Raw genomic sequence first — 23,064 nt, 5'->3', positions numbered from 1 at the left:
TCGCACGTCATGTCGCACCGAACCCCGTAGACCGACTGATCGGTATGTCAAAACGCGTCCACTATGCACGAGCGCGACCGGGCGCATAAGTGTTAACGCGGGTAAGGCTGCGGGCCTACCGGAACTCCTCGGGACACGGCGTACCCCGCGGGAGCCGATAGGGCGCCGCGAGCCGGTAGACGCCCGCGCGCGGTGCGAGCAGTTCGGTCCACTCGTCGCCCTGCGGGTCCTCCTCCGCCTTCAGCAGACAGCCGTGCGGGTTGTCGAAACTCCGCGGCCCGTCCGCCCGCAGCTTCGACTCCTCCGTCTCCTGCGGCCCGGGCACACTCCTGCCCTCCTCGTCGACGAGGCCGAGCCACGGCGAGTACGGGACACGGATCAGCACACGGCCCGCCGACCGCACACGGATCGTCAGCTCCCCCGCGCCCGCGTGTTCGACCGTCGCCGGCGGGTCCGCGATCGGCATCGGGTCCTTCACCGCGAACAGCTGCCAGTTCGCGTCCCCCCACACCCGGGTCAGATACGGCTGCCCCTTGCTGACCAGCTCCGCCTCGCGCAGCGCACCGCTGGAATCCGGACGGTCCTTGGGCAGTACGACGTAGTGCACGGCCCAACGGTCCAGCCAGGCACGGTAGGTGGCCGGGGTGAGGAGGTTCTCCTCGTCGTAGAAGAGCGGATTGCGCTTCATGTCCGCCTGGCGGTTCCAGCCGCGCGCGAGGTTGACGTACGGGGCGAGCGCGGACGCCTCGCGATGGCTGCTCGCCGGGACCACCTCCACCCGGCCGCGCTCCGCGCCCACCCTCTGCAGCCGGTCGACGAGCGGCGCGAGCTCCCTGTTCCACGACGCGGCGGGAGCGGTGCGGACGATGTCGTCGACGCTCTTGAACCCGATCCAGGCGTTCAGGCCCGCGAAGGCGAGCAGGAGGGCGTACCACTTGCGCGACCGCGGCACCGTGTACGGCAGCGCGGCGAGCAGCACCACGCCCGCGAACAGCATCGGCAGCCGGGACACGTTCGACCCGATCTGAGAGTCGATCACCCACGTCAGCAGCGTGCCGAGCGCGTACACGGCCGCGCCGGTGCGGACCGTGCGCCACTCCGTCGGCACGAGGACGAAGACGAGGACGCCGAACGCGAAAGGCAGTGACGTCGACGGGAGCGACATCGGCTGCGTGCCGGAGAACGGGAACAGCCAGGCGGAGAGCGCCACGACCACGACCGGCGCGAGGCCGACCGCGTACGCGCCCGGACGGCGGCCGTTCAGGAACAGGGCGGCGGCCACGACGCCGAGGAAGAGGCCCGCGACCGGGCTGGCCGCGGTGGCGAGCCCGGCGAGCGGGGCGGCGACGGCCGCCTTCGCCCAGCGGTTGCGCCGCCAGCGGTGCGGCCAGCAGAAGACCGCGCCGACCGCGCCGAGCGCGAACATCATGCCGAGCCCGAAAGTGACCCGCCCCGACAGCGCGTTGCACAGGAACGCGAACACGCCCGCGAGCGCGCACGCGGCCGGGTTCCGGACGGCCCGCACCCGCACGAGCATCTGGGCCGTCAGGGCGGACGAGACCGTCCCCGCGAGGATCATCGTCGTCCGCACGCCGAGCACGGACATCAGGTACGGCGAGACCACGCTGTACGAGACGGGGTGCATCCCGCCGTACCAGGCGAGGTTGTACGCGGAGTCGGGGTGCCGGCCGACGAACTCCGCCCAGGCGTCCTGGGCCGCGATGTCGCCGCCGCTGTTGGCGACGAAGAGGAACCAGAGCAGGTGCACGAAGGCGGCCAGCGCCGTGGCGAGAGCGACGGGGTGGCGCGCGAGGCGGGCGGCGAGGTGGCGGAGGCGCGACGCCGGGGGCCGGTCGCCGTGCCGGTTCTCAGGGGCCTCGTCGACGTGCGGGACCTCGTCGAGCAGGGCCGGTGCGGCGGACTGTATTCGCGGCCCGCGGCGCCGCTCCGGGTCCGCGCCGCTGCCGTCGGACGTGCACGTGCTGCTGCCGTCCACCCGTCTCGGCTCAGCGGTGGTCACTGCGGCTCTCCCCGTCTGTCCCTCTGTCCTGTGTGCCGTCGTCCCCCGGGCCTGCCGGCTCCGTCGTGTGCCGTCCGTACGAGAGGACGCCGTCCCCGCGCCCTCAGTTGCCCGGGGACGCTAACACGTGGGCGCCCCGGTCGCCCGGGACGCCCACGTGTGCCGCATGGCCCTCCGGCCCTCAGCCGATACGGGTCAGCTTGGCGCCGAAGCCCGGTTCCGCGAGATCCTTTTGGAGTGCGACGGGCACGCTGACGGTGCCCGCGCCGGAACCGGCGGTGATGCTGCCGACGACCGTGCCCGCCTTCGCCGTGTGCGGCAGCTTCTTGCCGCCGTCGGTCATGCCGAGCTCGACCTTCAGGCCCGACCAGCCGACCACCGTCATGTCCTTGGTTGCCACGACCGGGGTGTACCCGCCGAGCCCGTCGTCGACGTGGCCGACGACGTCACCCTTCTTGACCACGGTCTTCGCCTTCAGCGCCTCACGGGTCGCGACCAGCACCTCCTCGCTGACGCGGTTGACCGTCTCGAGGATGGACGGCTTGTGCTGGCCGAGGACCGCGCCGACGATCGTCTGCGTCGTGCCGCCGATGTCCCTGTACGCGGCGAACAGCAGGTTGCCGCCGGCCTTGGTGGTCGACCCGGTCTTGATGCCGATCGCGCCGTTGCGCGGCATCAGCGTGTTGTAGTTGCTGTGCCGCTTGCCGGACGGGTCGTACCACTCCTGCTGACGGGTGATGTCCACCATGGCCTTGTTCTTCACCAGGGCCTGACCCAGCTTCACCTGGTCGGCCGCCGTGGAGACGGTGGTGGCGTCGAGGCCCGAGGGGTCGGTGTACGTCGTGTTCGTCATGCCGAGTTCCTTGGCGGTGTCGTTCATCTTCTTGACGAATGCCTTCTCGGAACCGGCGTCCCAGCGGGCGAGCAGCCGGGCGACGTTGTTCGCGGACGGGATCATGACCGCGCTGAGGGCGTCGCGCTGGGAGATCGTGTCGCCCTCCTTGATGGTGTTGAGGGTCGACTCGTCGTTGGTCCGGTCGTAGCCGCCCTCCTTCTCGGCCAGGGCGTCGACGGGGATGGAAGCGCCGTCCTCGCCCCGCTTGAAGGGGTGGTCGCGCATGATGATGTACGCGGTCATCGTCTTGGTCACGCTGGCGATCGGCACGGGCTTCTCCTCGCCGAACTCGCCGACGACTCCCAGCCCGGACACCGCGATCTGTCCCTGGCCCTCGCCCGGCCACGGGAGCGCGGGCCTGCCCCCGTCGAAGGCGACCTCCGCTTCGGCGGTGAGCGCCAACTCCGGGTCCGGGAGCGGACGGACCATCTGCGCGACCGCAAAGACGATCAGCAGGAGCAGGACCAGCGGGGTCCAGATCTTGATGCGCCGCACGACCGTACGGACCGGGGTCTCCGGCGGCGGCGGAGTGTTCGTCAGCTCGGCGAGCAGGTCGAGCGGGGGCAGCGGCGGCATGGGCTGCTGCTTGGTCCGCTCGGCCTCGGTGAGCGAGGCGGGAGGCAGCGGGGCGGCCGCGGCCTGCGGCTTCTGGGGAGCTGCGGCGTGTGCGTCGTCGCGCCGCAGGGGCACGAAGGTGCTCGAACGCCCGGCGTCGACCGCCGGCTCTTTCGCGGACCCGGTCGCCGGCTCCGACGCGGTGGCCGGCTTGGGCAGCGGCGGCAGCTTGAGCGCGGTCGTGGGCTGGTCGACGGCAGGGCGGCGCAGCGCCTTGAACGTGGTGGTCGGCTGGTCGACGGGGGGCCGCTCGGCCGGGCCGTCGTCGTTGGCCGCGCCTGCCTCCGCGCCTGCCTTCGCGTGCGACTTCGTGTTCGCCTTCGCGTCGGCGCCGGCGTTCGCAGATGCGGAGGAGTCGGCTTCGGAGCCGTCGTCGACAGCGGCCTCAGCGGAGGCTTTCTCCGCCGGGGCGTCGGACGGGGCCGGGCTCGCGGAGGACTCCGCGTCGTCGGTCTTCCCCACCCAGGCGGCCACCGCGGCGCGCAGCCGCGCATCCTTACCGCTCGGCTCAGCGTCGCCGTCGCCCTCGGCCGCCTCCGGGGCCGCCTGAGCCGCGTCGGACGCCCCGCGGGCGGGCAGCGTCCGGAAGACCGCCGTCCGCTCGCTCGGCGGCGGCTCGGAGGCCTCGGGCGCGTCGGCGTCGTCGGCGTCGTCGGCGTCGGAGTTGTTGGCGTCGTCGGCGTCGGAGTCGGAGTCGTCGTCCACGGCGTCCGTCGCCTCGGCCGGGGAGGCCGAGGGGCCTGACGCACGGGGCCCGCCCGAAGCCGCGGCTGCGCCGTCCGCCGGGACGGCCCCGGTCCGGGAGGCGGCCGCCGTCTCACGGTCGCCGTCCTCCGCGTCCGCCGAGCCCGCGCCGTCCTGCGTCGAGTGCGACGCGTCGCCCTGTCCGGACGGCGTACGGGCCGACGCCTCGTCGGCGTCGGCAGCCGCGTCATCCGCGCCCGTGCCGGACTCGGCAACGGCCTCGTCCTCGTCGTCCGCCTCTGACCGCCGCGCCGGAGCCTCAGCAGCGGCGTCCGCCTCGGCAACAGCCTCCTCGGCGGCGTCCGCGCCACCCTGGGCGGCAGCCTCATGGGGCACGTCCGCCTCGGTCGAGGCGTCCTCGGACACGGCGTTCTCCGCCTCGGCGGCCTCGGCAGCCCCCCGAGGGGGCAGCGCCCGGAAGACCGTCGTCCGCTCGTCCAGCGGCGGCTCGGCGGCCGACGCGGACGGCTCGGACGGCTCGGAAGAGGCCGGGGAACCCTCGCGGAGCACGGCGAGCCGCGGGTCGCGTTCGCTCCCCGTCGTCGCCCCCGACGACTTCCGCTGCTCCGACCTGTCGGGGGACTCGCCCGCCACCGTGCCTCCTTCATGAGTCATTGCCATGCGCCATGCGTATACCTAGTGCCGTACGCGCAGCCGCGTACGGCACTACGAATGTGACGACGAGCCCCGAGAACACCGAGCACCCGCCGTGTCCGAACCATCTACCAGTGTCCTGTGTGAGCGCTTGGTTCCGGTGCTAGACGAGAACGACATACCTATCGGTTCCCTAACAAAGCACCCAGGCGCTCTCGACAGACCAATGTGAGAGGGGTCACCCTGTCATTCATCCACGCGGGGAGGCATGGATGGGCAGGAGCCGCAGAACACTTCCGGAGGAGCTACTGCTACTCGCTCTGGACCCGGCCACGGGTACCACAGCGCAGCCGCAGTCGCTCGACCTCGGCCTGGCCGGGGCACAGCTAGTAGAGCTGGCTCTGGCAGGACGGATAGCCCCAGACGGGGATCGTATCGCCGTGGTGATGCCACGGCCGACCGGAGATCCGACTCTGGACTCCGCACTGGAACTGCTGCGCCGACGCGGCAGTCCGGTACGGGCGGTCCACTGGATCGGCGGGCCCCGACTGGGGCTGCGCCAGATTTACCTCTCGCATCTGGAGCGGTGCGGCATGGTGCATGCCGTGGCGGGCCAGATGTGCGGAGTACTGCCGACGACTCGCTACCAGGCGACGGACACGGCGATCAGCCGGGACATCAGGTCCCGGCTGGACAGTGCGATCCGCACCGGTGTACCACCGGACCCGCGGACCGCGGCGCTCGCCGCGCTGGCCCACGCGGTCGGTCTCGGCAAGCACCTGTACCCCGGGAACGAAGGGCGTTCCTCGAGGTCCCGGCTGCGGGACCTCATCCGGCACGACCCGATGGGCGGTCTCGTGGCGCACGCCGTCATGGACGTCCAGAACGGTGTGGCCGCCCAGCCGCGCCGTAGCCAGCCGGCGAGCGGCGTCAGCCGTCAGCCGGGTCCGGTACCGATGCAGCCACGCCGCAGCGGCATGGCTCGCGTCGCCGCGCACTGAGCGCGCCGCCGCACCGCGTACCGCAGCACCACCGCTCGGGCACACGCACCATCCGCACCACGCCGCACCGACGTCCCCAAGACCCGGTTCGGGAGCCGCAGAACGCGCGGGGCAGCATCCTTGCTGCCCCGCGTGTTCGCGTGTGTGCCCATTTGGCAGCGCAGGAAGGCCGATTGGTGGCAGTCTGCTGAACAGTAGATACGCAGAGCAACGCGGTCGGAGGTGCAGTTTCCGTGGCGTCCAACGTCAATCCCACTGTCCGGAGACGCCGATTGGGTCAGGAGCTGCGCCGGCTCCGGGAGCTGAAGGGCATGACGGCCGAGGAGGTCGCGGAGCGCCTGCTCGTGTCCCAGTCCAAGATCAGCAGGCTGGAGAACGGCCGCCGTTCCATCAGCCAGCGCGACGTCCGTGACCTGTGCGGCGTGTACGAGGTCGAGGACCACCGCATCGTCGACTCACTGATGCAGATGGCCAAGGACTCGCGGCAGCAGGGCTGGTGGCACGCGTTCGGCGACATCCCGTACAGCGTCTACATCGGCCTGGAGACGGACGCGGCGAGCCTTCGGGTGTACGAACCGCAGGTCGTGCCGGGACTGCTGCAGACACGGCAGTACGCCGAGGCGCTGATCGCCGGCGCCCTGCCGGAGAGCGGGGTCACGGACATCGAGAAGCGGGTCAGCGTCCGGCTGCGCCGTCAGGAGCGCATCAAGGACGCCGAGCACCCGCTGCGGCTGTGGGCGGTCATCGACGAGGCAGCGCTGCGACGCCGGGTCGGCGACCGGCAGCTCATGCGCGAGCAGTTGGAGCATCTGGTGGAGCTCTCGCACCAGCCGCACGTCACCGTGCAGGTCCTGCCGTTCGACATGGGCGCGCATCCGGGCATCAACGGGCAGTACGCGATCCTCGAGTTCCCCGACGCCTCGGACTCGAGCGTCGTCTACATCGAGGGCGTCACCAGCGACCTGTATCTGGAGAAGGCCAACGATGTGCAGAAGTACAGCGTCATGTACGAGCACCTGCGGGCCCAGGCACTGAACGTGGAGCAGACACGGCAGTTCATCGAGACGATCGCGAAGGACTACGCACGGGAGACCGCGGGACGCTTCGACGACTGAAAGCGCCGCACGGTACACCACCGGACCGGTGTGACGGAAGAGTCGCCTGGTATATGCCATCCGGTCGAGTGAATGCCTGTCTCGCGCTCCCGGCGCGGCGAGTAGCGTCGATCACGCCAGCAAGAACGTTGGCGCACATCACATCACTTGCCGAAGCGGAGCGATCATGGCAATCATTCAGGGCGCCACGGAGACCTGGACGAAGTCCTCGTACTCCACGGGTAACGGTGCTTGCGTAGAGGTCAAGTCCCCGGTGGTCGACGCGATTTCCGTGCGCGACTCGAAGGTCACGGCCGGCCCGACGATCACCTTCGTGCCCGACTCGTGGAATGCGTTCGTGAACGAAGTGGCGCAGAGCGCGTTCGGTCGCGACTGAGCGCGCCGCCACGCATCACCAACGAGTTCCAGCCACAACCGGGCAGCACCGACAGGAGCCCTCTCGACTGGTCCGCCGTCCCGGCCGAGGGGGCTCGGCGTTCTCCTCGGTCCCTAGCGGAGGAGATCGACGTAGCGGTCCGTCCCGGGGATTGTCGGGACGAAGGGAGCGACCAGTTCCACGCGGCCGAGCCCAGCCTTCTCGACCTCCCCGTCGAGCCCGCGGAACGTCGGCTCCCAGCACTCCCTGGGGTCCGCCTCCAGGAACCACAGCAGAGTGAGCCGGGTTTCCACACCCTCCACCTGCTTCACATAGGTCATCCGGTCGCCGGGCAGCGGCATCGGCCGGAAGACGGTCACCATCGCCGCCCGCGAACCGGCCAGCCGCTTCGGCAGATGCCGCGAGCACAGCCACTCCAGCAGCTCCCCGCGTTGTTCTGTGCTCTGCGCGTCGACGACTTCCAGGACGAGCCCGGCGTACGGGTGGTCCAGTGCGTGATGGTCCCGCGGCCCCGCGGCTCCGTCGCGGTAGACGGTGGCCTCGTGGTCCTGGAAGGCCGTGAAGACGTGCGTCCGCCGCTGATGGACCCGTCCGTCGCGGTGGAGACGCTTGTTGATGGCGACGGTCCACTTCATGTGGTCGGCGTACCGGCCCTCGGTGATCCAGTACGCCGAGAGATAGCACCCGGCCGTCACGGGCTGCGCGACGGCGGACTTCTCGGGATAGCGCAGCAGTTGCAGGTCGCGGGGCGCCACCCAGCGCCGCCCGGCGTACATCCAGGGCATCGCCATCGCGCCCGCGTAGTAGTGGTCGTCCTCGTACCAGCGGTTGTACGCGTACTCATGGCCGGGATGCGGCTCGACCATGGTGATCAGGGCGTGGCCGGGGCGCACCCCGTACGGGCCGACGCCCGCCAGCTCCGCGTACACCTCGCTGTGCGTCTCCTCGTTCACCGTGACCGCTCCCTTCCCTCCTCCGTCGGACCGACCTACTCTGACGCTCCGTCAGATGATTGGCCAGAGTCGGGAGGCGCCGGGATGCCGCTGCGGGACAGGACCGTCATCGTGTCCGGCGTCGGCGCGGGGCTCGGGCGCCAGGTCGCGGCGACCGTCGTCCGCGACGGGGGTCACGCGGTGCTGGGCGCGCGCACGGAGGCGAACCTGGCCGCCGCGGCGCGCGGGATCGACCCCGGTGGCACGCGCACCGCCTACCGCGCCACCGACATCACCGACGAGGCGCAGTGCGAGGCGCTGGCGGCGCTCGCGCTGGAGCGCTTCGGCCGGATCGACGCGGTCGTTCATGTCGCCGCCCGGGACAGCTGCTTCGGCGGACTGGAGGACGCCGACTTCACGACCTGGCAGCAGGTCATCGACGTGAACCTGCTGGGCACCCTGCGGATGACACGCGCCTGCCTGCCGGCACTGAAGCGGCGGGGAGGTTCGGTCGTCGTCATCGGTACGCAGTCGTCCGTCGCCGCACCCTCGCAGGTGCGCCAGGCGGCGTACGCCGCGTCCAAGGGCGCGCTGACCTCGGCGATGTACTCGCTGGCGCGCGAGCTCGGCCCGCACCGGATCCGGGTGAACACCGTGCTGCCGGGCTGGATGTGGGGACCGCCGGTCCAGGCGTACGTCCGCATGACCGCTCACACGGAGGGAGTCCCGGAGGACGAGGTGCTCGGGCGGCTCACCGGCCGGATGGCGCTGCCGGAGCCGGCGACCGACGCCGACGTGGCCGAGGCCGTGGCCTTTCTCGCCTCCGAGCGGGCGCGGGCCATCACCGGTCAGTCACTGCTCGTCAACGCGGGCGAGCTGATGCGCTAGAACTCGCGCCCGCCTCCTCCGGCCGCACGGGCACGCGCCCCGTGCGGTCACTTTTTGACCCTTCTGTCGGTCATGCATATGAACACAGGTCAATAATCCGAACGATTTTGCTCGCTCTTGACCCTCCGATGCGTTGTCGCCCCACCGGGGATCACCACACCATGAACGGCGTTCACAAGGCGGACCGGACCCCTGGAGGGGGCATGAACAGTCTCGACTGGGCCGTGCTCATCGGCTACTTCGGCGTGATGGTCGCGATCGGCGTCTGGTCCCACAAGCGCGTGGACGACGTCAGCGACTACTTCACCGCGGGCGGAAAGATGCCGTGGTGGCTCTCGGGCATCTCGCACCACATGTCGGGCTACAGCGCCGTCATGTTCACCGGCTACGCGGCCATCGCGTACACGTACGGCATCACCTCGTACGTCACCTGGTCCTTCCCCATCGCCATCGGCATCGCGATCGGTGCACGGCTCTTCGCGCCCCGGCTCAACCGGGTGCGCTCGCGGCTGCATGTCGCCTCGCCGCTCGAGTACCTGAAGAACCGCTACAACCTGCCCACACAGCAGGCTCTCGCCTGGTCCGGCGTGCTGCTGAAGATCGTCGACGTGGGCGCGAAGTGGGCGGCCATCGCCACGCTGCTGTCCGTCTTCACCGGTGCCTCTCTCAACACCGGCATTCTGGTCACCGGCGCGGTCACCGCCGTCTACTGCACGGTCGGCGGCCTGTGGGCGGACGCCCTCACCGAACTCGGCCAGTTCGTCATCCAGTTCGTCGCCGGTATCGCGATGCTGGTCGCCGTCATGGCCGAACTCGGCGGCTTCAGCAGCCTGTGGACGGTGTGGGACGAGCCGAAGCTCGCGGGGCACGCAGAGCCACTGGCCGGCCCCTACATGATGGTCTTCCTGATCGCGTACCTGTTCATCAAGACCTTCGAGTACAACGGCGGCATGTGGAACCAGGCCCAGCGCTACATGGCCACCGACACCGCGAAGTCCGCACAGCGCTCGGGTGTCCTGTCCGCGGTGCTGTGGCTGGTGTGGCCGCTGGTGCTGTTCTTCCCGATGTGGGTCGCACCGCTGATCATCGAGACCGACGTGCCTGCGGACAGCTACGCGCTGATGGCCGAACAGCTGCTGCCGCACGGCCTGCTCGGCCTCGTCATCGTCGGCTTCTTCTCCCACACGATGGCCATGTGCTCGTCGGACGCGAACGCGATCGCGGCGGTCGTCACCCGTGACATCATGCCGGCCGTCTCCCGCCGGGTCCGCGAGTGGGACACCCGTGCCGGGCTCCTCGCCGCCCGTTGGACGACGCTGCTCTTCCTCGGCCTGTCGATGGCGATCGCGACGCAGGTCAACTCGCCCTTCTTCGGCGACATCATCACCGTCGTCATCAAGTGGGTCGCCGGGCTGATGGGCCCGATCGCGATCCCGCTGATGCTGGGTCTGCTCCCGTGGTTCCGCAAGAGCGGCCCCACGGCGGCGCTGCTCGGCTGGGGCGTCGGCCTGGTCGCCTTCTGGCTGGTCAACTACCCGATCAGCTGGAACGTCGAGGGCGGAGTGCCGCTGCAGTACCAGGTCTCGGTGCCGCTCGTGGTGTCGCTGGTGCTCTACGTCATGGTCGGCTGGATCAAGCCGGAGGCGACGCCGGAGCGGGACGAGGTCCTGTCGAGGATCAACTCGGACGGTCCGTCGGGGGCGGGTGGCTCGGAGGCGGGCCCGGTCCCGACGCCGGCAGCCACGGCGGACTGACACGGGCGGCGACGATGTGCCCGCCCCCGCCGGCGCCGCCGGGCGTATGGGGGCGGCTGCACGCCCGTGGCCGTGCCCGCCCTGCGGGACGATTGCCCCGACACCTGCGTGCGGACGGCCTCAGGCCAGTTCCGGTGTCGTCGCGCGTGGATAGCGCGCGAGCCAGCCCGGCGCCGTGGACGTCGGGCTGTGCAGCGCCGGCCCCTGCGTCATCTCCATCGCGAAGTCGTCCGCGATCTCCAGCAGCGTCCCCCGCCCCTCCAGCTCGCACAGCCACGTCGGCGGCAGCGCCGTCTCCCCGTGGAGCGCGCCCAGCAGCGCCCCGCACACCGCGCCCGTCGCCTCCGACGGGCCGTCGTGGTTCACCGCGAGGCGCAGGCCGTGGCGAATGTCCTCGCCGACGAGCGCGCAGTACACCGCGATCGCCAGCACCTCCTCCGCGTGCCCGTTCTCGCCGAGCGCCGCGACACGGGTCGGACTCGGGATGCCCTGGCGCACAGAGCCCAGCGCCTGCTTGAGCGCGTCCGTGACGGGCTGGTGGCCGGGGCGGGCCGCCAGCTGCGCGAGGGCGCGCTGCACCGCGCCGTCGAGGGTCTCGCCGCGGGCGAGCCCGTGCACGATCACGGCGAACGCCCCGGCGGACAGGTACGCGGTCGGGTGCCCGTGGGTCTGCGCCGCGCACTCCACCGCGAGCTGGCACACGAGCTGCGGCTCCCAGCCCACCAGCAGCCCGAAAGGCGCCGACCGCACCAGCGCGCCCGCGTCGCGGGCGGTGGGGTTCTTGGGCGCCTGCAGCGTGCCCATGGTCTCGTCGCCGAGACCGGTCAGGCATTCGCGCGAAGGGCCGCGGCGGGCGTAGAGCCATTCCTCGCGCGCCAGCCAGCCGTTGTCCTTGCGGCGCTCGTCCGGTCCCCAGTCGCGCTGGGTCGCGGCCCACCGCAGGTACGCGCGGTGCAGGTCGGTCGGCGGATGCCAGGCTCCGGTGTCCCGCCGTACCTGGGCGCGGATCAGCCCGTCGACGGAGAACAGGGTCATCTGGGTGGCGGCGGTCACCATCCCCCGCCGCCCGCCCACCGGCACGAAGTCGACGAGCCCCTCCGGCCCGTGGGCCGCGCGCAACGCGTCGAGGCCCTCTCCCGCGGCCCCCGCGCCGAGCGCGTCACCGATCGCACCGCCGAGGAGCGCGCCGCGTACGCGGGCACGGAAGTCCTGCTGCTCGGCCCGGCCCCACACGGCCGCGGCTGCTGCACTCACCGTGCCCTCCACGACGTCGAACGAACACTGCCCGGCGCAGCACTGTAATCGAACGGGAACCGGGTGCCCGGGGACGCGCAGAGGATCGCGCAGGTATGTGACCAAACCTGTCGGGTGTCGCTTTTGACCGTGCGGGGCGGGTTGCGAGGAGCCGCCCGGGTCACCGCCGCCCGGCCCGGCACACCGGGCCGGCAGGCAGGCAGGCAGGCAGGCAGGCAGGCAGGCAGGGCGAACGGCTCCGACGGGGCAGCCGGCCCGTCCCCCGGCCGCCGCTCATGCCGGTCAGTCCGGCAGGAGCGGCAGCAGCTCCGGAAGGTGTCCGTCGGACGCCGCGGCCGCCTCCTGCCGCTCCTGCGGCACCTCCCCGTACAGGGTGGTCCGCGGCTTCGCCGGCCGGCCCGCCGCCTCGGCGATCGCGGTGAGGTCGCGCACGGACCGGTACGAGCCGTAACCGGAGCCCGCCATCCGGGAGATGGTCTCCTCCATCAGCGTGCCGCCGAGGTCGTTCGCACCGGAGCGCAGCATCTCGGCGGCGCCCTCCGTGCCCAGTTTGACCCAGCTGGTCTGGATGTTGGTGATGTGCGGGTGCAGCAGGAGCCGGGCCATGGCGGTGACGGCCCGGTTGTCGCGGTCCGTCGGGCCGGGCCGGGCGATCCCCGCGAGGTACACGGGCGCGTTGGTGTGGATGAACGGCAGCGTCACGAACTCCGTGAAGCCGCCGGTCTCCTGCTGGATGCGGGCGAGGGTACGGAGGTGGCCCAGCCAGTGCCGGGGCTGGTCCACGTGGCCGTACATCATCGTGGAACTCGACCGGATGCCCAGTTCGTGCGCGGTCCTCACGACCTCGATCCAGGTGGCGGCGGGCAGCTTGCCCTTGGTCAGCACCCAGCGGACCTCGTCGTCGAGGATCTCGGCGGCGGTGCCGGGGAGGGAGTCGAGGCCCGCCTCCTTCGCGGCCGTCAGCCATTCCCGTATCGACATGCCCGTCCGGCTGGCGCCGTTGACGACCTCCATGGGCGAGAAGGCGTGCACGTGGATGCCGGGCACGCGCTCCTTCACCGCCCGCGCGATGTCGAAGTACGCCGTGCCCGGCAGGTCCGGGTGGATGCCTCCCTGCATGCAGACCTCGACCGCGCCGACGTCCCACGCCTGCGCGGCGCGGTCGGCGACCTGGGACAGGGAGAGGGTGTACGCGTCGGCGTCCGTGCGCCGCTGGGCGAAGGCGCAGAAGCGGCAGCCGGTGTAGCAGACGTTGGTGAAGTTGATGTTCCTGGTGACGATGTACGTCACCTCGTCCCCGACGACGTCCCGGCGCAGTTCGTCGGCGATGCGGGTGAGCGCGTCGAGAGCGGGCCCGTCGGCGTGGAGGAGGGCGAGTGCCTCGTCGTCGGTGAGCTTCGTCGGATCGTCCGCGGCCCGGCTCAGTGCCCGGCGCACATCCGTGTCGACGCGCTGCGGCGCCATGCCGGGCGCCGCGGCCTCGCGCAGCGCGTCCCAGTCCCCGTAGACGTGGTCGAAGTCGTCGCGCCGGTCGTGCGTGCGGCCCTCGGAGTCGATGGTCCGGTGCAGGTCCGTGCGCCCGGTGGCGGTGAACCCTTCGTCGGGCTCCTGCCAGGGCAGGCCGGCGGGGATCGCGTCCTCGCGCGCGAGCCCGGTGCGGGGGTCCGCCAGCGCCTGGACGTGCGGGAACAACCGGGGGTCGAGCCACGGCTCGCCGCGCTGCACGAACTCCGGGTACACGCAGAGCCGTTCACGCAGCTCGAACCCTTCGCCCGCCGACTTCTGCGCAAGCTCGTCGATCTGTGGCCAGGGCCGCTCCGGGTTGACGTGGTCCGGTGTCAGCGGGGACACCCCGCCCCAGTCGTCGATGCCGGCGCGGATGAGCCGTGCGTACTCGGCGTCCACCAGGTTCGGCGGAGCCTGCAGGCAGGCGGACGGCCCCATGATGTGCCGGGCGACGGCGACGGTGGCGACGAGCTCGTCCAGCTCGGCGTCGGGCATCCCGCGCATGGCCGTGTCCGGCTTGGCGCGGAAGTTCTGCAGGATGAGCTCCTGGATGCCGTGGTAGGCACGGGAGACGCGGCGCAGCGCGAACAGCGACTCGGCCCGCTCCTCGTACGTCTCGCCGATGCCGATGAGCAGGCCGCTGGTGAACGGCACGTTCGACCGGCCGGCGTCCTCCAGGACGCGCAGCCGCACGGCGGGCTCCTTGTCCGGGGAGCCGTGGTGGGGCCCGCCCGGCTCCGACCACAGGCGGGTGGCCGTCGTCTCCAGCATCATGCCCATGGAGGGGGCGACGGGCTTGAGCCGCTGGAAGTCGGTCCAGGACATGACCCCGGGGTTGAGATGGGGCAGCAGCCCGGTCTCCTCCAGGATCCGGATCGACATGGCGCGCACGTACGCGATCGTGTCGTCGTACCCGTGGGCGTCCAGCCACTCCCGGGCCTCGGGCCAGCGGTCCTCGGGCTTGTCCCCGAGGGTGATCAGCGCCTCCTTGCAGCCGAGTTCGGCCCCGCGCCGGGCGATCTCCAGGACCTCGTCCGGCGACATGAACATCCCGTGGCCTGCGCGGCGGAGCTTGCCGGGGACGGTGGCGAAGGTGCAGTAGTGGCACTTGTCGCGGCAGAGGCGGGTCAGCGGGACGAAGACGCTCTTCGAGTACGTGATGACCCCGGAGCGTCCGGCGGCTTCGAGCCCCGCGTCCCGCACACGCCCGGCCGAGGCGGCCAGTTCCTCCAGGTCGCTCCCCCGGGCCTGCAACAGCACGGCGGCTTCGGCGACGTCGAGGGCCACCCCGTCCCTGGCCCGCTTGAGCGCGCGCCGCATGGCGTTCGCGGTGGGCCGTCCCGCGTCGTGTCCGCCCTGGTGATCGGTCATGCTGCGAGCATACGAGCGCGGGCTCGCGGGCCGGCCGGGGCGGCTGAGTACCAGCGCCTGTTCGGCCTGAGGTCGTCCACGGATACGCGCGGGTGCGGGGCGCGCGTAGCGTCCGGACCATGATCGACGACCTCGAACGCCCTCGCGCCCCCCTGCTCCGGTGGCTGGGGATCACCCTGGCCCTCGTGATCGGCGCGCCGGTGCTGTTCGTGCTGGGCCTGTTCGTGACGTACGGGATCGAGAGCGCGACCCCGGAGGACTACCCGGACGTGGCCCCGCAGGAGATGGCGGAGCGAGCGGCGGCACGCTCCCGGGAGGCGTACGAGGTGGCGGGCTTCGACACGGTGCTGCCGGCGGGCCGGTACAACGGCTACTCCGCAGGCTCGTGCTACCCCGGTGGCCTGGAGGGCGTGGCGGACACCCCGGTGGAGAACGCCTACGCGCTCTCCCACAGCTGGCAGCTGAACGACGTCCCGCGCGACGAGGCGCTGACGGCGCTGGCCCGGCTGCGGGACCGGCTGCAGGCGGGCGGCTGGGACATCACGTCGTACGAGCAGCAACAGGCGTCCGAGGACTGGATCCTGCGCACGGAACGTGGCAACGGTGAACGCCAGGTCTACGAGTGGATGTCGGAGGGCGGCCGCTTCTTGGGGGGCGTGCACATGGAGTGCGCGTACGCGCCGGCGGGTGAGGAGGGGGACGTGGAGACGGAGCTGGTGCCGCCGGCACTCGGGGCGGGGGCGTGAGGGTCGGACGGCGGGCCGGGGCACGCCCGTGCGGCCTGTGCCCGCGACTGGTTTCCGATCTGAGCCACTGCACGCTGACGTAGCGTGTGATCATGACCATGCCTCCTCCTCAGCAGCCGGCCGGGCCGTACGGATCGCCGCCGACCCAGCCGAACCCGTACGGGCAGCCGTATCCGCAGAGTCATCCCCAGCCTTATTACGGGCAGCCGTCCGCGCCTCCGCAGCCGTACCCGGCGTATCCCGGAGCCCCCGGGCCCTGGGGGCAGCCGCCGTCAGGACCGCCGCCGCGCAAGAACCGGACCGGTCTCGTCCTCGGCATTTGCTTCGGCTCGATGGCCGCCCTCCTCGCCCTGGTCTACTTCGGCAACCGGGGCAGTGACGCCGCCGACGAAGCCGCCAGAGAGGCCGCGAATCCGTTCCCCGCGGCCGAGTACCGGCTGACGGTGCCGAAGACGCTGCTGGACGGCGAGTACGAGCTGATCAAGGACGGCTCCGCCGAGGCGAACGCCGACATGGAGAAGAGCGGCTACGGACCCGGGCCGGACGCCCGCAACATCAAGGCGGTCCGCGGCTCCTACAACGGCACCAGCGCCACCGGCAACAGTGGACTCGTACTCATCGGCATGTACGGGCAGTTCAGGAATCCGGCGCAGCCCCGCGACAGTCTCCTGGACGGGCTGCGGAAGGGGGACGGCATGAGCGAGCCCAAGCCGGCGAAGACCATCACGCCCCCGGGCTCCGACGTCGACCTCGAGTGCACCGTGATGCTGTCGAAGGACGAGGACGGCACCGCCACCGTCCCGGTGTGCGCCTGGGGCGACGAGAACACGGCCGCCTACGTCGCCTTCCTGACCCCGGCGGACGCCGCGCAGGACCCCGACTCGGTCGACCTCGACGCGATCGCACAACAGGTCGTGAAGGTCCGGGAAGAGATTCGGCAGCCGATCAACTGACGTGGTGATCGGCCCGGGCTGCTCGACCACGCCCAGTCCCCGGCCCGCGTCGGAGTGATCTTCAGTCGCCCCCGAGGTTAGATTCCACCGAGCGGCACAGGAAAAGAAATGCATGAGCCAGGAGTTCCTGCAGAAGACGATTAACGAACTCCAAGCAGGGAGGAATCAGGGGCTAAGCACAATCGAACTGGGCAAGCTGGCCGAGAAATCATTGGGCCCAGCTTTCGGGCCAGTATCATTCATCGCTGCATTTCGAGGCGCATTCGGAATTCCATTGGACGCACTCCAGAGAGCCCACGTCTGACAGGGATTCAATTTTGGAGGGAGTATGATCACGGACGATGAATTCGCAGATATACTTTCCACATGGATTTCACAGTGACCGTACGGCTGCGGTTGGTTCGCTGTACGGATGTCAGCCGTGACCGACTGGCGCGCTCAAGGGCGGTACGGCAGGGGAAACGGGGGGCTGGAAGAGCGACCCGAGAGGCCGGCCGAAGTGGACGGGACAGCACATCTGTTCCGGGCACTCGGCAAGCAGATCCAGTGGCGGCGGAGTGACGTGGAAGGCTTCTCGGGATACTCGCTGGAAGATCTGGAGCGGCGCGTCCACGGACGTGGTGCCGTAGGCGGGGCGGAGAACTGGGAACGGATTCGCGAACTGAGTGTGGGCAGGATGCAATCTGCCGCATACCCCCGGGAAATCCGGATCCGATGGGCACACCTCGCTTTGGCTGCCATCGCCGGCAAGTACGCGCCGCCCCTTGAGGATCCGATGAAGTCGGTGACCGAGTCAGCTCATGTGCGCTCCTTCATGATCCAAGCGTTTGGTGAGAGCGAGGAAGACGAAGCCCGGCGGATTGGCGAGCTCTGCGCGCATGTGGAGACGCATCTCGGTATGACGCGTGAAGAAGCGCTTCAACTGGCTTCAGAGTGGCGGGGCGCTCCACGTGAGCAGGTACTTCACTTGAGGCGTATCAAGAACATGCTTACACCGTTGGCGGCGATCCACGACCTTTTGCATGAAGAGGATCCGATTCAGGAGGACATCACCGAGTGGTTGTCCTTGATCCCCAGGCTTCCGTAGGCGCGCAATAGTCCGACCGCACAAATCACCACGGCCCGCCGCATCCCCAGACCGGCGGCCGGCGTGCGACCAGACTCATTCGCTTCCGAGATCTCGATGCGCAGCGTCGCCTCCGTCAGCCGCAGGCACAGTTCGAAGTCCCGGCTCGTGACGCGGCCATGCGTGACCGCCTTCACGGTGCGCTCCGCCACGATCAGCGCCGCGGCCGGAACGGCCAGTCGAGGCGTACGGGACCGCGCATCCGTCTCGTACGTCCGCGTCACCCGTGCGGAGCACGCGCGTCGCCCGCCCCGTGGGCCGGTAACCAACGCCCCACCGGCTCACAGATACTGCGCGTACTCGTCCAGCGCCCGCAGCACCTCCAGCTCGCTCCCCGGCGGCAGTTGCAGCACCACCTCCGTCACGCCCTGGTCCGCGTAGTGCGCCAGCTTGCCCGGTGACGGGCGGACCGCGTACGGGACCACCTCCAGGGACTTCGGGTCGCGGCCCGCCGCCGTCCACGCGTCGCGCAGCTTCGGGACCGACTCCCCCATGCCGCGGCCGCCGATCGGCATCCAGCCGTCCGCGTACTCCGCGATGTGCGCGAACAGCTTCGGGCCCGCGGCGCCGCCCACCAGTGTGCGCGGGGCTCCGCCCCGTGGTTTGGGGTGGGCGAACGAGGCGCTGACCGACGCGTGTTCGCCCTCGAAGGCGCGCGGCTCCGGCGACCACAGTGCCCGCATCAGGCGCATCCTGTCCCGGACCAGTTCCCGGCGCGTCGACCAATCGACGCCGTGGTCCGCCGCCTCCTCGACGTTCCAGCCGAAGCCGACGCCCAGCGTGAACCGGCCCCCGGACATGTGGTCCAGGGTCGCGATCCGTTTCGCCAGGGCGATCGGGTCGTGCTGGGCCACCAGCGTCACGCCCGTGCCCAGCCGCAGGGTCGACGTGACCGCCGCCGCCTGGGCCAGCGCCACGAAGGGGTCCAGCATGCGGCCGTACTCGGGCGGGAGTTCACCGCCCGCGCCGTACGGGGTGGTCCGCGCCACCGGGATATGGGTGTGTTCGGGGAGGTAGAGCCCGGCGTAGCCGCGCTGTTCGAGTTCGCGGGCCAGCCGCACGGGGGTGATCGTCTCGTCGGTGAGGAAGATCGTGGTCGCGATCCGCATGGGGACAAGGTAGGCCCGAACGACGGGCCGCGTCGCCGTCATGGCCGCGTCATCCGCCGATCCTCTGCCAACCCCCTTCCCTTGCATCCGCGTTCACGGCTCAATACCAGGGTTCGACTGCATCGACGCACCACCGCACCTCTCCTGTCCCCTCGACATCCCGGGAGCCGACGGCATGTGCAACGACGACGAACACGCCCTGGGCAGACGCGGTCTCCTCGTGACGGGAGCCGCCGCCGCCCTTACCTTGGGCACCGTGAGCTTCGCGAACGCGGCACCACGCACCGGCGAAGGGGCGACGGAGGTCGTACGCGGCACGCTGCCGCCCGGCGCACCCGACTTCGTGTACCTCCCCGTGGAGATCCCGGCGGGCGTCAGCCGGATCCACGTCTCGTACAGCTACGAGAAGCCGCCCCAGCCCGCCGGCACCGCGGGCAACGCCCTCGACATCGGCGTCTTCGACGAGCGCGGAACCGCCCTCGGCGGCAAGGGGTTCCGCGGCTGGTCGGGCGGCGCCAGGACGGAGTTCTTCATCCAGGCGGACGACGCGACTCCGGGCTACATCCCCGGGCCCGTCCGGCCCGGCCTGTGGCACATCGCCCTCGGGCCGTACACCGTCGCGCCGCAGGGCCTGACGTACGAGGTCCGCGTCACGCTGACCTACGGGGAGCAGGCCGAGCCCCGCCCGGCAGTGTACCCGCCGGAGCGGGCCAAGGGGCGCGGGCGCGCCTGGTACCGGGGCGACTGCCACCTGCACTCGTGGTACTCGGACGGCAGGCGCACCCCCGCCGAGATCGCCGCCCTCGCCCGCGCCGCCGGGCTCGACTTCATCAACTCCTCGGAGCACAACACCCATGCGGCACATGCCCACTGGGCCGACCAGGCCGGTGACGACCTGCTGATCCTGCTCGGGGAGGAGGTCACGACGCGCAACGGGCACGTGGTGGCGCTCGGCACCGACCCGGGGACGTTCGTCGACTGGCGCTACCGCGCCCGCGACAACCGCTTCGGGCACTACGCCCGCGCGATCCGCCGGGCCGGCGGCCTCGTCGTCCCGGCCCACCCGCACGCCACCTGCATCGGCTGCAACTGGAAGTTCGGCTTCGGCGACGCGGACGCGGTGGAGGTCTGGAACGGGCCCTACACCCCCGACGACGAGGTGTCCCTCGCCGACTGGGACAGCGCGCTGGCCGTCGCCGCGCGCACCGGGAAGCGCTGGACCCCGGCCATGGGCAACAGCGACGCCCACCGCCACCCCGACCCGATCGGCACTCCGCAGACGGTCGTCCTCGCCGACGATCTGACGCGCGAGGCGATCCTCGGGGGGATCAGGGCCGGGCGCAGCTATGTCGCCGAGAACAAGGACGTGACCGTGGCCTTCTCGGCGGCCGGCGGGCGCGGGCAGCACGCGGGGATGGGCGGGCGGCTGCCCGTGGACGACGACGACCCGGTGACCGTACGGGTGGAGGTGGCGGGCGTGCCCGGCTGCACGGTCCGCATCGTCACCGACCAGGGCGTCCTGCACACGGCGGCGGTCCCGGCCTCCGGGGCGGGCACGGTGGAGTGGCGTACGACGGCGCAGTACGCCACGTACGTACGCGCCGAGGTGCGGCACGCGCCGGTCGTCCCCGGGCTGCCGGGGCCGCTGGCCGCCTTCACCAATCCGATCTTCCTGGGCGGCTGACCGGGCGTTCCGGCCGCGTACGCTCGGGGGAACCCGAGAGACCTGGAAGGAACGTGATCATGCCCAGCCTCGCCTCCGGGCCGCAGTCCGTCGACCGCGCGCTGGAGATCCTCGACGCCGTCGCCGACGCGCCCGGCCCCCTCGGGGCCAAGGCGCTCGCGCGGCGGCTGGGGTGCTCGCTGTCGACCGTGTACCACCTGCTGGGGCCGCTCACCGCGCGCGGGCATCTGGTCAGGACCGGCGACGGGTACGCACCGGGACCGCGCGTGGCCGTCCTGCACCGGTCGCTCCAGCGGCATCTCGGGCTCGGGCCGCAGCTCGCCGGACTGCTGCCGCGGCTGCGGCGGGCGACCGGCGCGGAGGCGTACGTCACGGCGTACCGGGACGGCCGGATCGTCATGCTCGACAGCACGGTGCCGGTCACGGACAGCGAGCACCCCTTCGTGCCCGGCCCCGAGACGCGGGCGCACGCGACCGCGCACGGCAAGGTGCTGCTCGCCGCGCTGCCGAGGGCGGCGCGTCGGCGGTACCTGGCCGAGTACGGGATGGCCCGCTTCACCGACCGTACGATCACCGGCGCGGAACGCTTCGAGGCGGAGGTCGAGCGGGTGCGGGGCCGGGGGTACGCGGTGTCCGTGGGCGAGGCCGACCCGGCGTACACCTGCCTCGCGGCGGCCCTTCCGGAGCAGGGCGCGGACGGTGTGGTGCACGCGTTGTCGTTGTCGCTGCCGACGGCGGACTTCCGGCGCCGGCACGGCGAGCTGCGGGCGGCGCTGGTCCGCACGGCACGGCATCTGTCACCGGCCGGCTGACCGTACGCCGGACTCGGTTTCCGACGGCGTCGGAATGCGGGGCCGCTCCAGTGGTGCCGGTCCGCCGCGCGGCCGACCCTGGAGGCATGATCTTCATCGCCGTCAGGTTCACCGTCCGCCCCGAGTACAGCGACCGCTGGCTCGACATCGTCGACGACTTCACGCGCGCCACCCGCGCCGAGCCCGGGAACCTCTTCTACGACTGGTCGCGCAGCGTCGACGATCCGCGCAAGTTCACGCTGCTGGAGGCCTTCGCCGACGCGGAGGCGGGTGCGGCCCACGTCGCGTCCGACCACTTCAAGGCCGGCATGGAGGCGATGGCCACCGCGATCGCGACCAAGCCCGAGATCATCAACGTCGAGGTGCCGGGCCAGGGCTGGAACGAGATGGCCGAGCTCGAGCCCGCCGCGCGCGACTAGCGCTTCTGCGGGAACAGCGGGGTCCACGGCAGCGCGGTGCGCCATGCCTCGCCGTCGCGCATCCAGTCGTCGATGACCTTCGCCACCGGCTCGGGGCCGATCACGGGGCCCTGCGAGGGCACATGGGCCTGGAAGTGCAGCTCCTCGCGGCCCTCGCGGTACTCGACCTGGTAGCTGAGGTCGTCGTTGAGACACACCTGCATGTAGTGCTGGTCCACCGGCTCCCTGTCGCGCCGTTCGACGATCACGTACGGGTAGGAGAGGTTCATGTCGGCGAGCAGGTCGTGCACTTCGACGTAGGTGGGGTCGTCGATCGACTTCCCGCCCGCCTCGCTCGCCCGGATCAACGGCTTCGTCATGCGGGCGACTGTACGGGCCGGGTCCGACAACCTCAGGACCGCGCCCCACAGCGGGTCATCGGCGCACGGCGTGCACCGCTGGAGGCGGCAGTCGGCGAGGCGCCGACACTCACGCGGCCGGCGGCGGCAGAGTCGGTGCCGGACACCGACCGAAGGAGCACGTCATGAGCAAGGTCGTCGCCGACATCTCCGTGTCGCTGGACGGATTCATCGCCGGACCGAACGACGGCCCCGGAAACCCGCTCGGCGACCGGGGCGAGCGCCTGCACGAGTGGGTGTATCCGCTCGCGAGCTGGCGGGAGATGCACGGTCTCGAGGGGGGAGCCACGGGGCCCGACGCCGACCTGGTCGAGGAGACGGTGCGGCGTGCCGGGGCCTACGTCATGGGCCGGCGGATGTTCGACTGCGGCGAGGAGCCGTGGGGGGACGAGCCGCCGTTCCACGCCCAGGTGTTCGTCGTCACGCACGAGGAGCGTGAGCCGCTGGTGAAGCAGGGCGGGACGACGTTCGCCTTCGTCACGGGCGGAGTCGGGGAGGCCGTCGAACGAGCCCGCCGCGCCGCCGGGGACAAGGACGTGGCCCTCGCCGGCGGCGGGCAGCTGATCCGCGGCGTGCTGGCGGCCGGGCTGCTCGACGAGCTCCAGCTGCATCTGGTGCCGGTGCTGCTCGGCGGCGGGGTGCGGCTGTTCACCGAAGAGGGTGACCGGACGGTCGAGTTCGAGACGACCCGGGTGATCGACTCACCCTCCGTGACCCATCTGCGGCTGCGCCCCGCCGCCGTGTGACGGTGT

At 71.2% G+C, this 23,064-nt stretch carries 20 protein-coding genes; 12 read left to right on the top strand and 8 right to left on the bottom strand.

Annotation, left to right across the window (positions count from 1 at the left end; translation table 11 throughout):
- Positions 1-115 precede the first annotated feature (115 nt).
- Together QFZ82_RS23170 and QFZ82_RS23165 are read right to left on the bottom strand one after the other, a co-directional pair.
- Positions 116-2,020: an MFS transporter gene (locus QFZ82_RS23170; protein WP_307714980.1), complete on the bottom strand. Its 1,905-nt coding sequence runs from the start codon at positions 2,018-2,020 to the stop codon at positions 116-118.
- 181 nt (positions 2,021-2,201) lie between these two features.
- Entirely contained in the window at positions 2,202-4,895 is a 2,694-nt protein-coding gene (locus tag QFZ82_RS23165) for a serine hydrolase (RefSeq protein WP_307714979.1), read from the bottom strand.
- 245 nt (positions 4,896-5,140) lie between these two features.
- Here QFZ82_RS23165 and QFZ82_RS23160 point away from each other — a divergent pair, with 245 nt between their 5' ends.
- From QFZ82_RS23160 to QFZ82_RS23150, 3 genes are all read left to right on the top strand, one after another.
- The gene (locus tag QFZ82_RS23160; RefSeq protein ID WP_307714978.1) at positions 5,141-5,869 is read left to right on the top strand and encodes a GPP34 family phosphoprotein; all 729 of its coding nucleotides are present in this window, start codon (positions 5,141-5,143) and stop codon (positions 5,867-5,869) included.
- A 233-nt stretch (positions 5,870-6,102) separates the two neighbouring features.
- Positions 6,103-6,984, top strand: coding sequence for a helix-turn-helix transcriptional regulator (locus QFZ82_RS23155; protein WP_307714977.1), 882 nt, complete (start codon positions 6,103-6,105; stop codon positions 6,982-6,984).
- A 166-nt stretch (positions 6,985-7,150) separates the two neighbouring features.
- Positions 7,151-7,360, top strand: a complete 210-nt coding sequence (locus QFZ82_RS23150; RefSeq protein WP_307714976.1) for a DUF397 domain-containing protein — start codon at positions 7,151-7,153, stop codon at positions 7,358-7,360.
- A 113-nt stretch (positions 7,361-7,473) separates the two neighbouring features.
- Here QFZ82_RS23150 and QFZ82_RS23145 read toward each other — a convergent pair whose 3' ends face one another.
- A complete protein-coding gene (locus QFZ82_RS23145) occupies positions 7,474-8,313 on the bottom strand; it encodes a hypothetical protein (protein WP_307714975.1) in 840 nt (279 codons plus the stop codon).
- Positions 8,314-8,397: 84 nt separating this feature from the next.
- On the opposite strand from QFZ82_RS23145, the gene QFZ82_RS23140 reads away from it, so the two are divergent.
- Positions 8,398-9,180 (top strand): SDR family oxidoreductase, encoded by a 783-nt coding sequence (locus QFZ82_RS23140; protein ID WP_307714974.1) that lies wholly within the window; start codon positions 8,398-8,400, stop codon positions 9,178-9,180.
- A gap of 203 nt (positions 9,181-9,383) precedes the next feature.
- The gene (locus QFZ82_RS23135) at positions 9,384-10,934 is read left to right on the top strand and encodes a sodium:solute symporter family protein (protein ID WP_307714973.1); all 1,551 of its coding nucleotides are present in this window, start codon (positions 9,384-9,386) and stop codon (positions 10,932-10,934) included.
- Positions 10,935-11,054: 120 nt separating this feature from the next.
- Here QFZ82_RS23135 and QFZ82_RS23130 read toward each other — a convergent pair whose 3' ends face one another.
- Together QFZ82_RS23130 and QFZ82_RS23125 are read right to left on the bottom strand one after the other, a co-directional pair.
- Complete coding sequence (locus tag QFZ82_RS23130) at positions 11,055-12,188, bottom strand: ADP-ribosylglycohydrolase family protein (RefSeq protein ID WP_307714972.1); 1,134 nt, start codon at positions 12,186-12,188, stop codon at positions 11,055-11,057.
- Positions 12,189-12,470: 282 nt separating this feature from the next.
- Positions 12,471-15,065, bottom strand: coding sequence for a bifunctional FO biosynthesis protein CofGH (locus QFZ82_RS23125; protein WP_307714971.1), 2,595 nt, complete (start codon positions 15,063-15,065; stop codon positions 12,471-12,473).
- 119 nt (positions 15,066-15,184) lie between these two features.
- Here QFZ82_RS23125 and QFZ82_RS23120 point away from each other — a divergent pair, with 119 nt between their 5' ends.
- The 3 genes from QFZ82_RS23120 (at position 15,185) to QFZ82_RS23110 (ending at position 17,851) form a co-directional block, all read left to right on the top strand.
- A complete protein-coding gene (locus QFZ82_RS23120) occupies positions 15,185-15,811 on the top strand; it encodes a hypothetical protein (protein ID WP_307714970.1) in 627 nt (208 codons plus the stop codon).
- Between the two features lie 92 nt (positions 15,812-15,903).
- Entirely contained in the window at positions 15,904-16,764 is an 861-nt protein-coding gene (locus tag QFZ82_RS23115; protein WP_307714969.1) for a hypothetical protein, read from the top strand.
- A 421-nt stretch (positions 16,765-17,185) separates the two neighbouring features.
- Positions 17,186-17,851, top strand: coding sequence for a hypothetical protein (locus QFZ82_RS23110; protein ID WP_307714968.1), 666 nt, complete (start codon positions 17,186-17,188; stop codon positions 17,849-17,851).
- Here the strand turns inward: QFZ82_RS23110 and QFZ82_RS23105 are convergent.
- Both QFZ82_RS23105 and QFZ82_RS23100 read right to left on the bottom strand, forming a co-directional pair.
- Positions 17,803-18,042, bottom strand: coding sequence for a hypothetical protein (locus tag QFZ82_RS23105; protein ID WP_307714967.1), 240 nt, complete (start codon positions 18,040-18,042; stop codon positions 17,803-17,805). The two genes, QFZ82_RS23110 and QFZ82_RS23105, sit on opposite strands and share 49 nt — an antisense overlap.
- Positions 18,043-18,171: 129 nt before the next feature.
- Entirely contained in the window at positions 18,172-18,999 is an 828-nt protein-coding gene (locus tag QFZ82_RS23100; RefSeq protein WP_307714966.1) for an LLM class F420-dependent oxidoreductase, read from the bottom strand.
- 175 nt (positions 19,000-19,174) lie between these two features.
- Here QFZ82_RS23100 and QFZ82_RS23095 point away from each other — a divergent pair, with 175 nt between their 5' ends.
- The 3 genes from QFZ82_RS23095 (at position 19,175) to QFZ82_RS23085 (ending at position 21,914) form a co-directional block, all read left to right on the top strand.
- Positions 19,175-20,683, top strand: coding sequence for a CehA/McbA family metallohydrolase (locus tag QFZ82_RS23095; RefSeq protein WP_307714965.1), 1,509 nt, complete (start codon positions 19,175-19,177; stop codon positions 20,681-20,683).
- A 59-nt stretch (positions 20,684-20,742) separates the two neighbouring features.
- Entirely contained in the window at positions 20,743-21,495 is a 753-nt protein-coding gene (locus tag QFZ82_RS23090; RefSeq protein WP_307714964.1) for an IclR family transcriptional regulator, read from the top strand.
- Positions 21,496-21,581: 86 nt separating this feature from the next.
- Positions 21,582-21,914, top strand: coding sequence for a putative quinol monooxygenase (locus QFZ82_RS23085; RefSeq protein ID WP_307714963.1), 333 nt, complete (start codon positions 21,582-21,584; stop codon positions 21,912-21,914).
- On the opposite strand, the gene QFZ82_RS23080 is transcribed toward QFZ82_RS23085, so the two are convergent.
- Complete coding sequence (locus QFZ82_RS23080; RefSeq protein ID WP_307714962.1) at positions 21,911-22,273, bottom strand: hypothetical protein; 363 nt, start codon at positions 22,271-22,273, stop codon at positions 21,911-21,913. The genes QFZ82_RS23085 and QFZ82_RS23080 overlap by 4 nt on opposite strands.
- 164 nt (positions 22,274-22,437) lie before the next feature.
- Between QFZ82_RS23080 and QFZ82_RS23075 the strand changes: the two genes are divergently transcribed.
- A complete protein-coding gene (locus QFZ82_RS23075) occupies positions 22,438-23,058 on the top strand; it encodes a dihydrofolate reductase family protein (RefSeq protein ID WP_307714961.1) in 621 nt (206 codons plus the stop codon).
- Positions 23,059-23,064: the final 6 nt, after the last annotated feature.

Origin of the sequence: Streptomyces sp. V4I23, from assembly GCF_030817975.1 — a bacterium.
Classification (GTDB): domain Bacteria; phylum Actinomycetota; class Actinomycetes; order Streptomycetales; family Streptomycetaceae; genus Streptomyces.
This window is presented reverse-complemented; position numbering and strand designations above follow the sequence as displayed.

Bases quoted from the DNA above. Each gene is read 5' to 3' on its own strand.
- QFZ82_RS23090 (WP_307714964.1), top strand. From the start codon at position 20,743: ATGCCCAGCCTCGCCTCCGGGCCGCAGTCCGTCGACCGCGCGCTGGAG.
- QFZ82_RS23150 (WP_307714976.1), top strand. From the start codon at position 7,151: ATGGCAATCATTCAGGGCGCCACGGAGACCTGGACGAAGTCCTCGTAC.
- QFZ82_RS23115 (WP_307714969.1), top strand. From the start codon at position 15,904: ATGACCATGCCTCCTCCTCAGCAGCCGGCCGGGCCGTACGGATCGCCG.
- QFZ82_RS23075 (WP_307714961.1), top strand. From the start codon at position 22,438: ATGAGCAAGGTCGTCGCCGACATCTCCGTGTCGCTGGACGGATTCATC.
- QFZ82_RS23165 (WP_307714979.1), bottom strand. From the start codon at position 4,895: ATGGCAATGACTCATGAAGGAGGCACGGTGGCGGGCGAGTCCCCCGAC.
- QFZ82_RS23120 (WP_307714970.1), top strand. From the start codon at position 15,185: ATGATCGACGACCTCGAACGCCCTCGCGCCCCCCTGCTCCGGTGGCTG.
- QFZ82_RS23125 (WP_307714971.1), bottom strand. From the start codon at position 15,065: ATGACCGATCACCAGGGCGGACACGACGCGGGACGGCCCACCGCGAAC.
- QFZ82_RS23085 (WP_307714963.1), top strand. From the start codon at position 21,582: ATGATCTTCATCGCCGTCAGGTTCACCGTCCGCCCCGAGTACAGCGAC.
- QFZ82_RS23080 (WP_307714962.1), bottom strand. From the start codon at position 22,273: ATGACGAAGCCGTTGATCCGGGCGAGCGAGGCGGGCGGGAAGTCGATC.
- QFZ82_RS23095 (WP_307714965.1), top strand. From the start codon at position 19,175: ATGTGCAACGACGACGAACACGCCCTGGGCAGACGCGGTCTCCTCGTG.
- QFZ82_RS23100 (WP_307714966.1), bottom strand. From the start codon at position 18,999: ATGCGGATCGCGACCACGATCTTCCTCACCGACGAGACGATCACCCCC.
- QFZ82_RS23135 (WP_307714973.1), top strand. From the start codon at position 9,384: ATGAACAGTCTCGACTGGGCCGTGCTCATCGGCTACTTCGGCGTGATG.
- QFZ82_RS23160 (WP_307714978.1), top strand. From the start codon at position 5,141: ATGGGCAGGAGCCGCAGAACACTTCCGGAGGAGCTACTGCTACTCGCT.
- QFZ82_RS23140 (WP_307714974.1), top strand. From the start codon at position 8,398: ATGCCGCTGCGGGACAGGACCGTCATCGTGTCCGGCGTCGGCGCGGGG.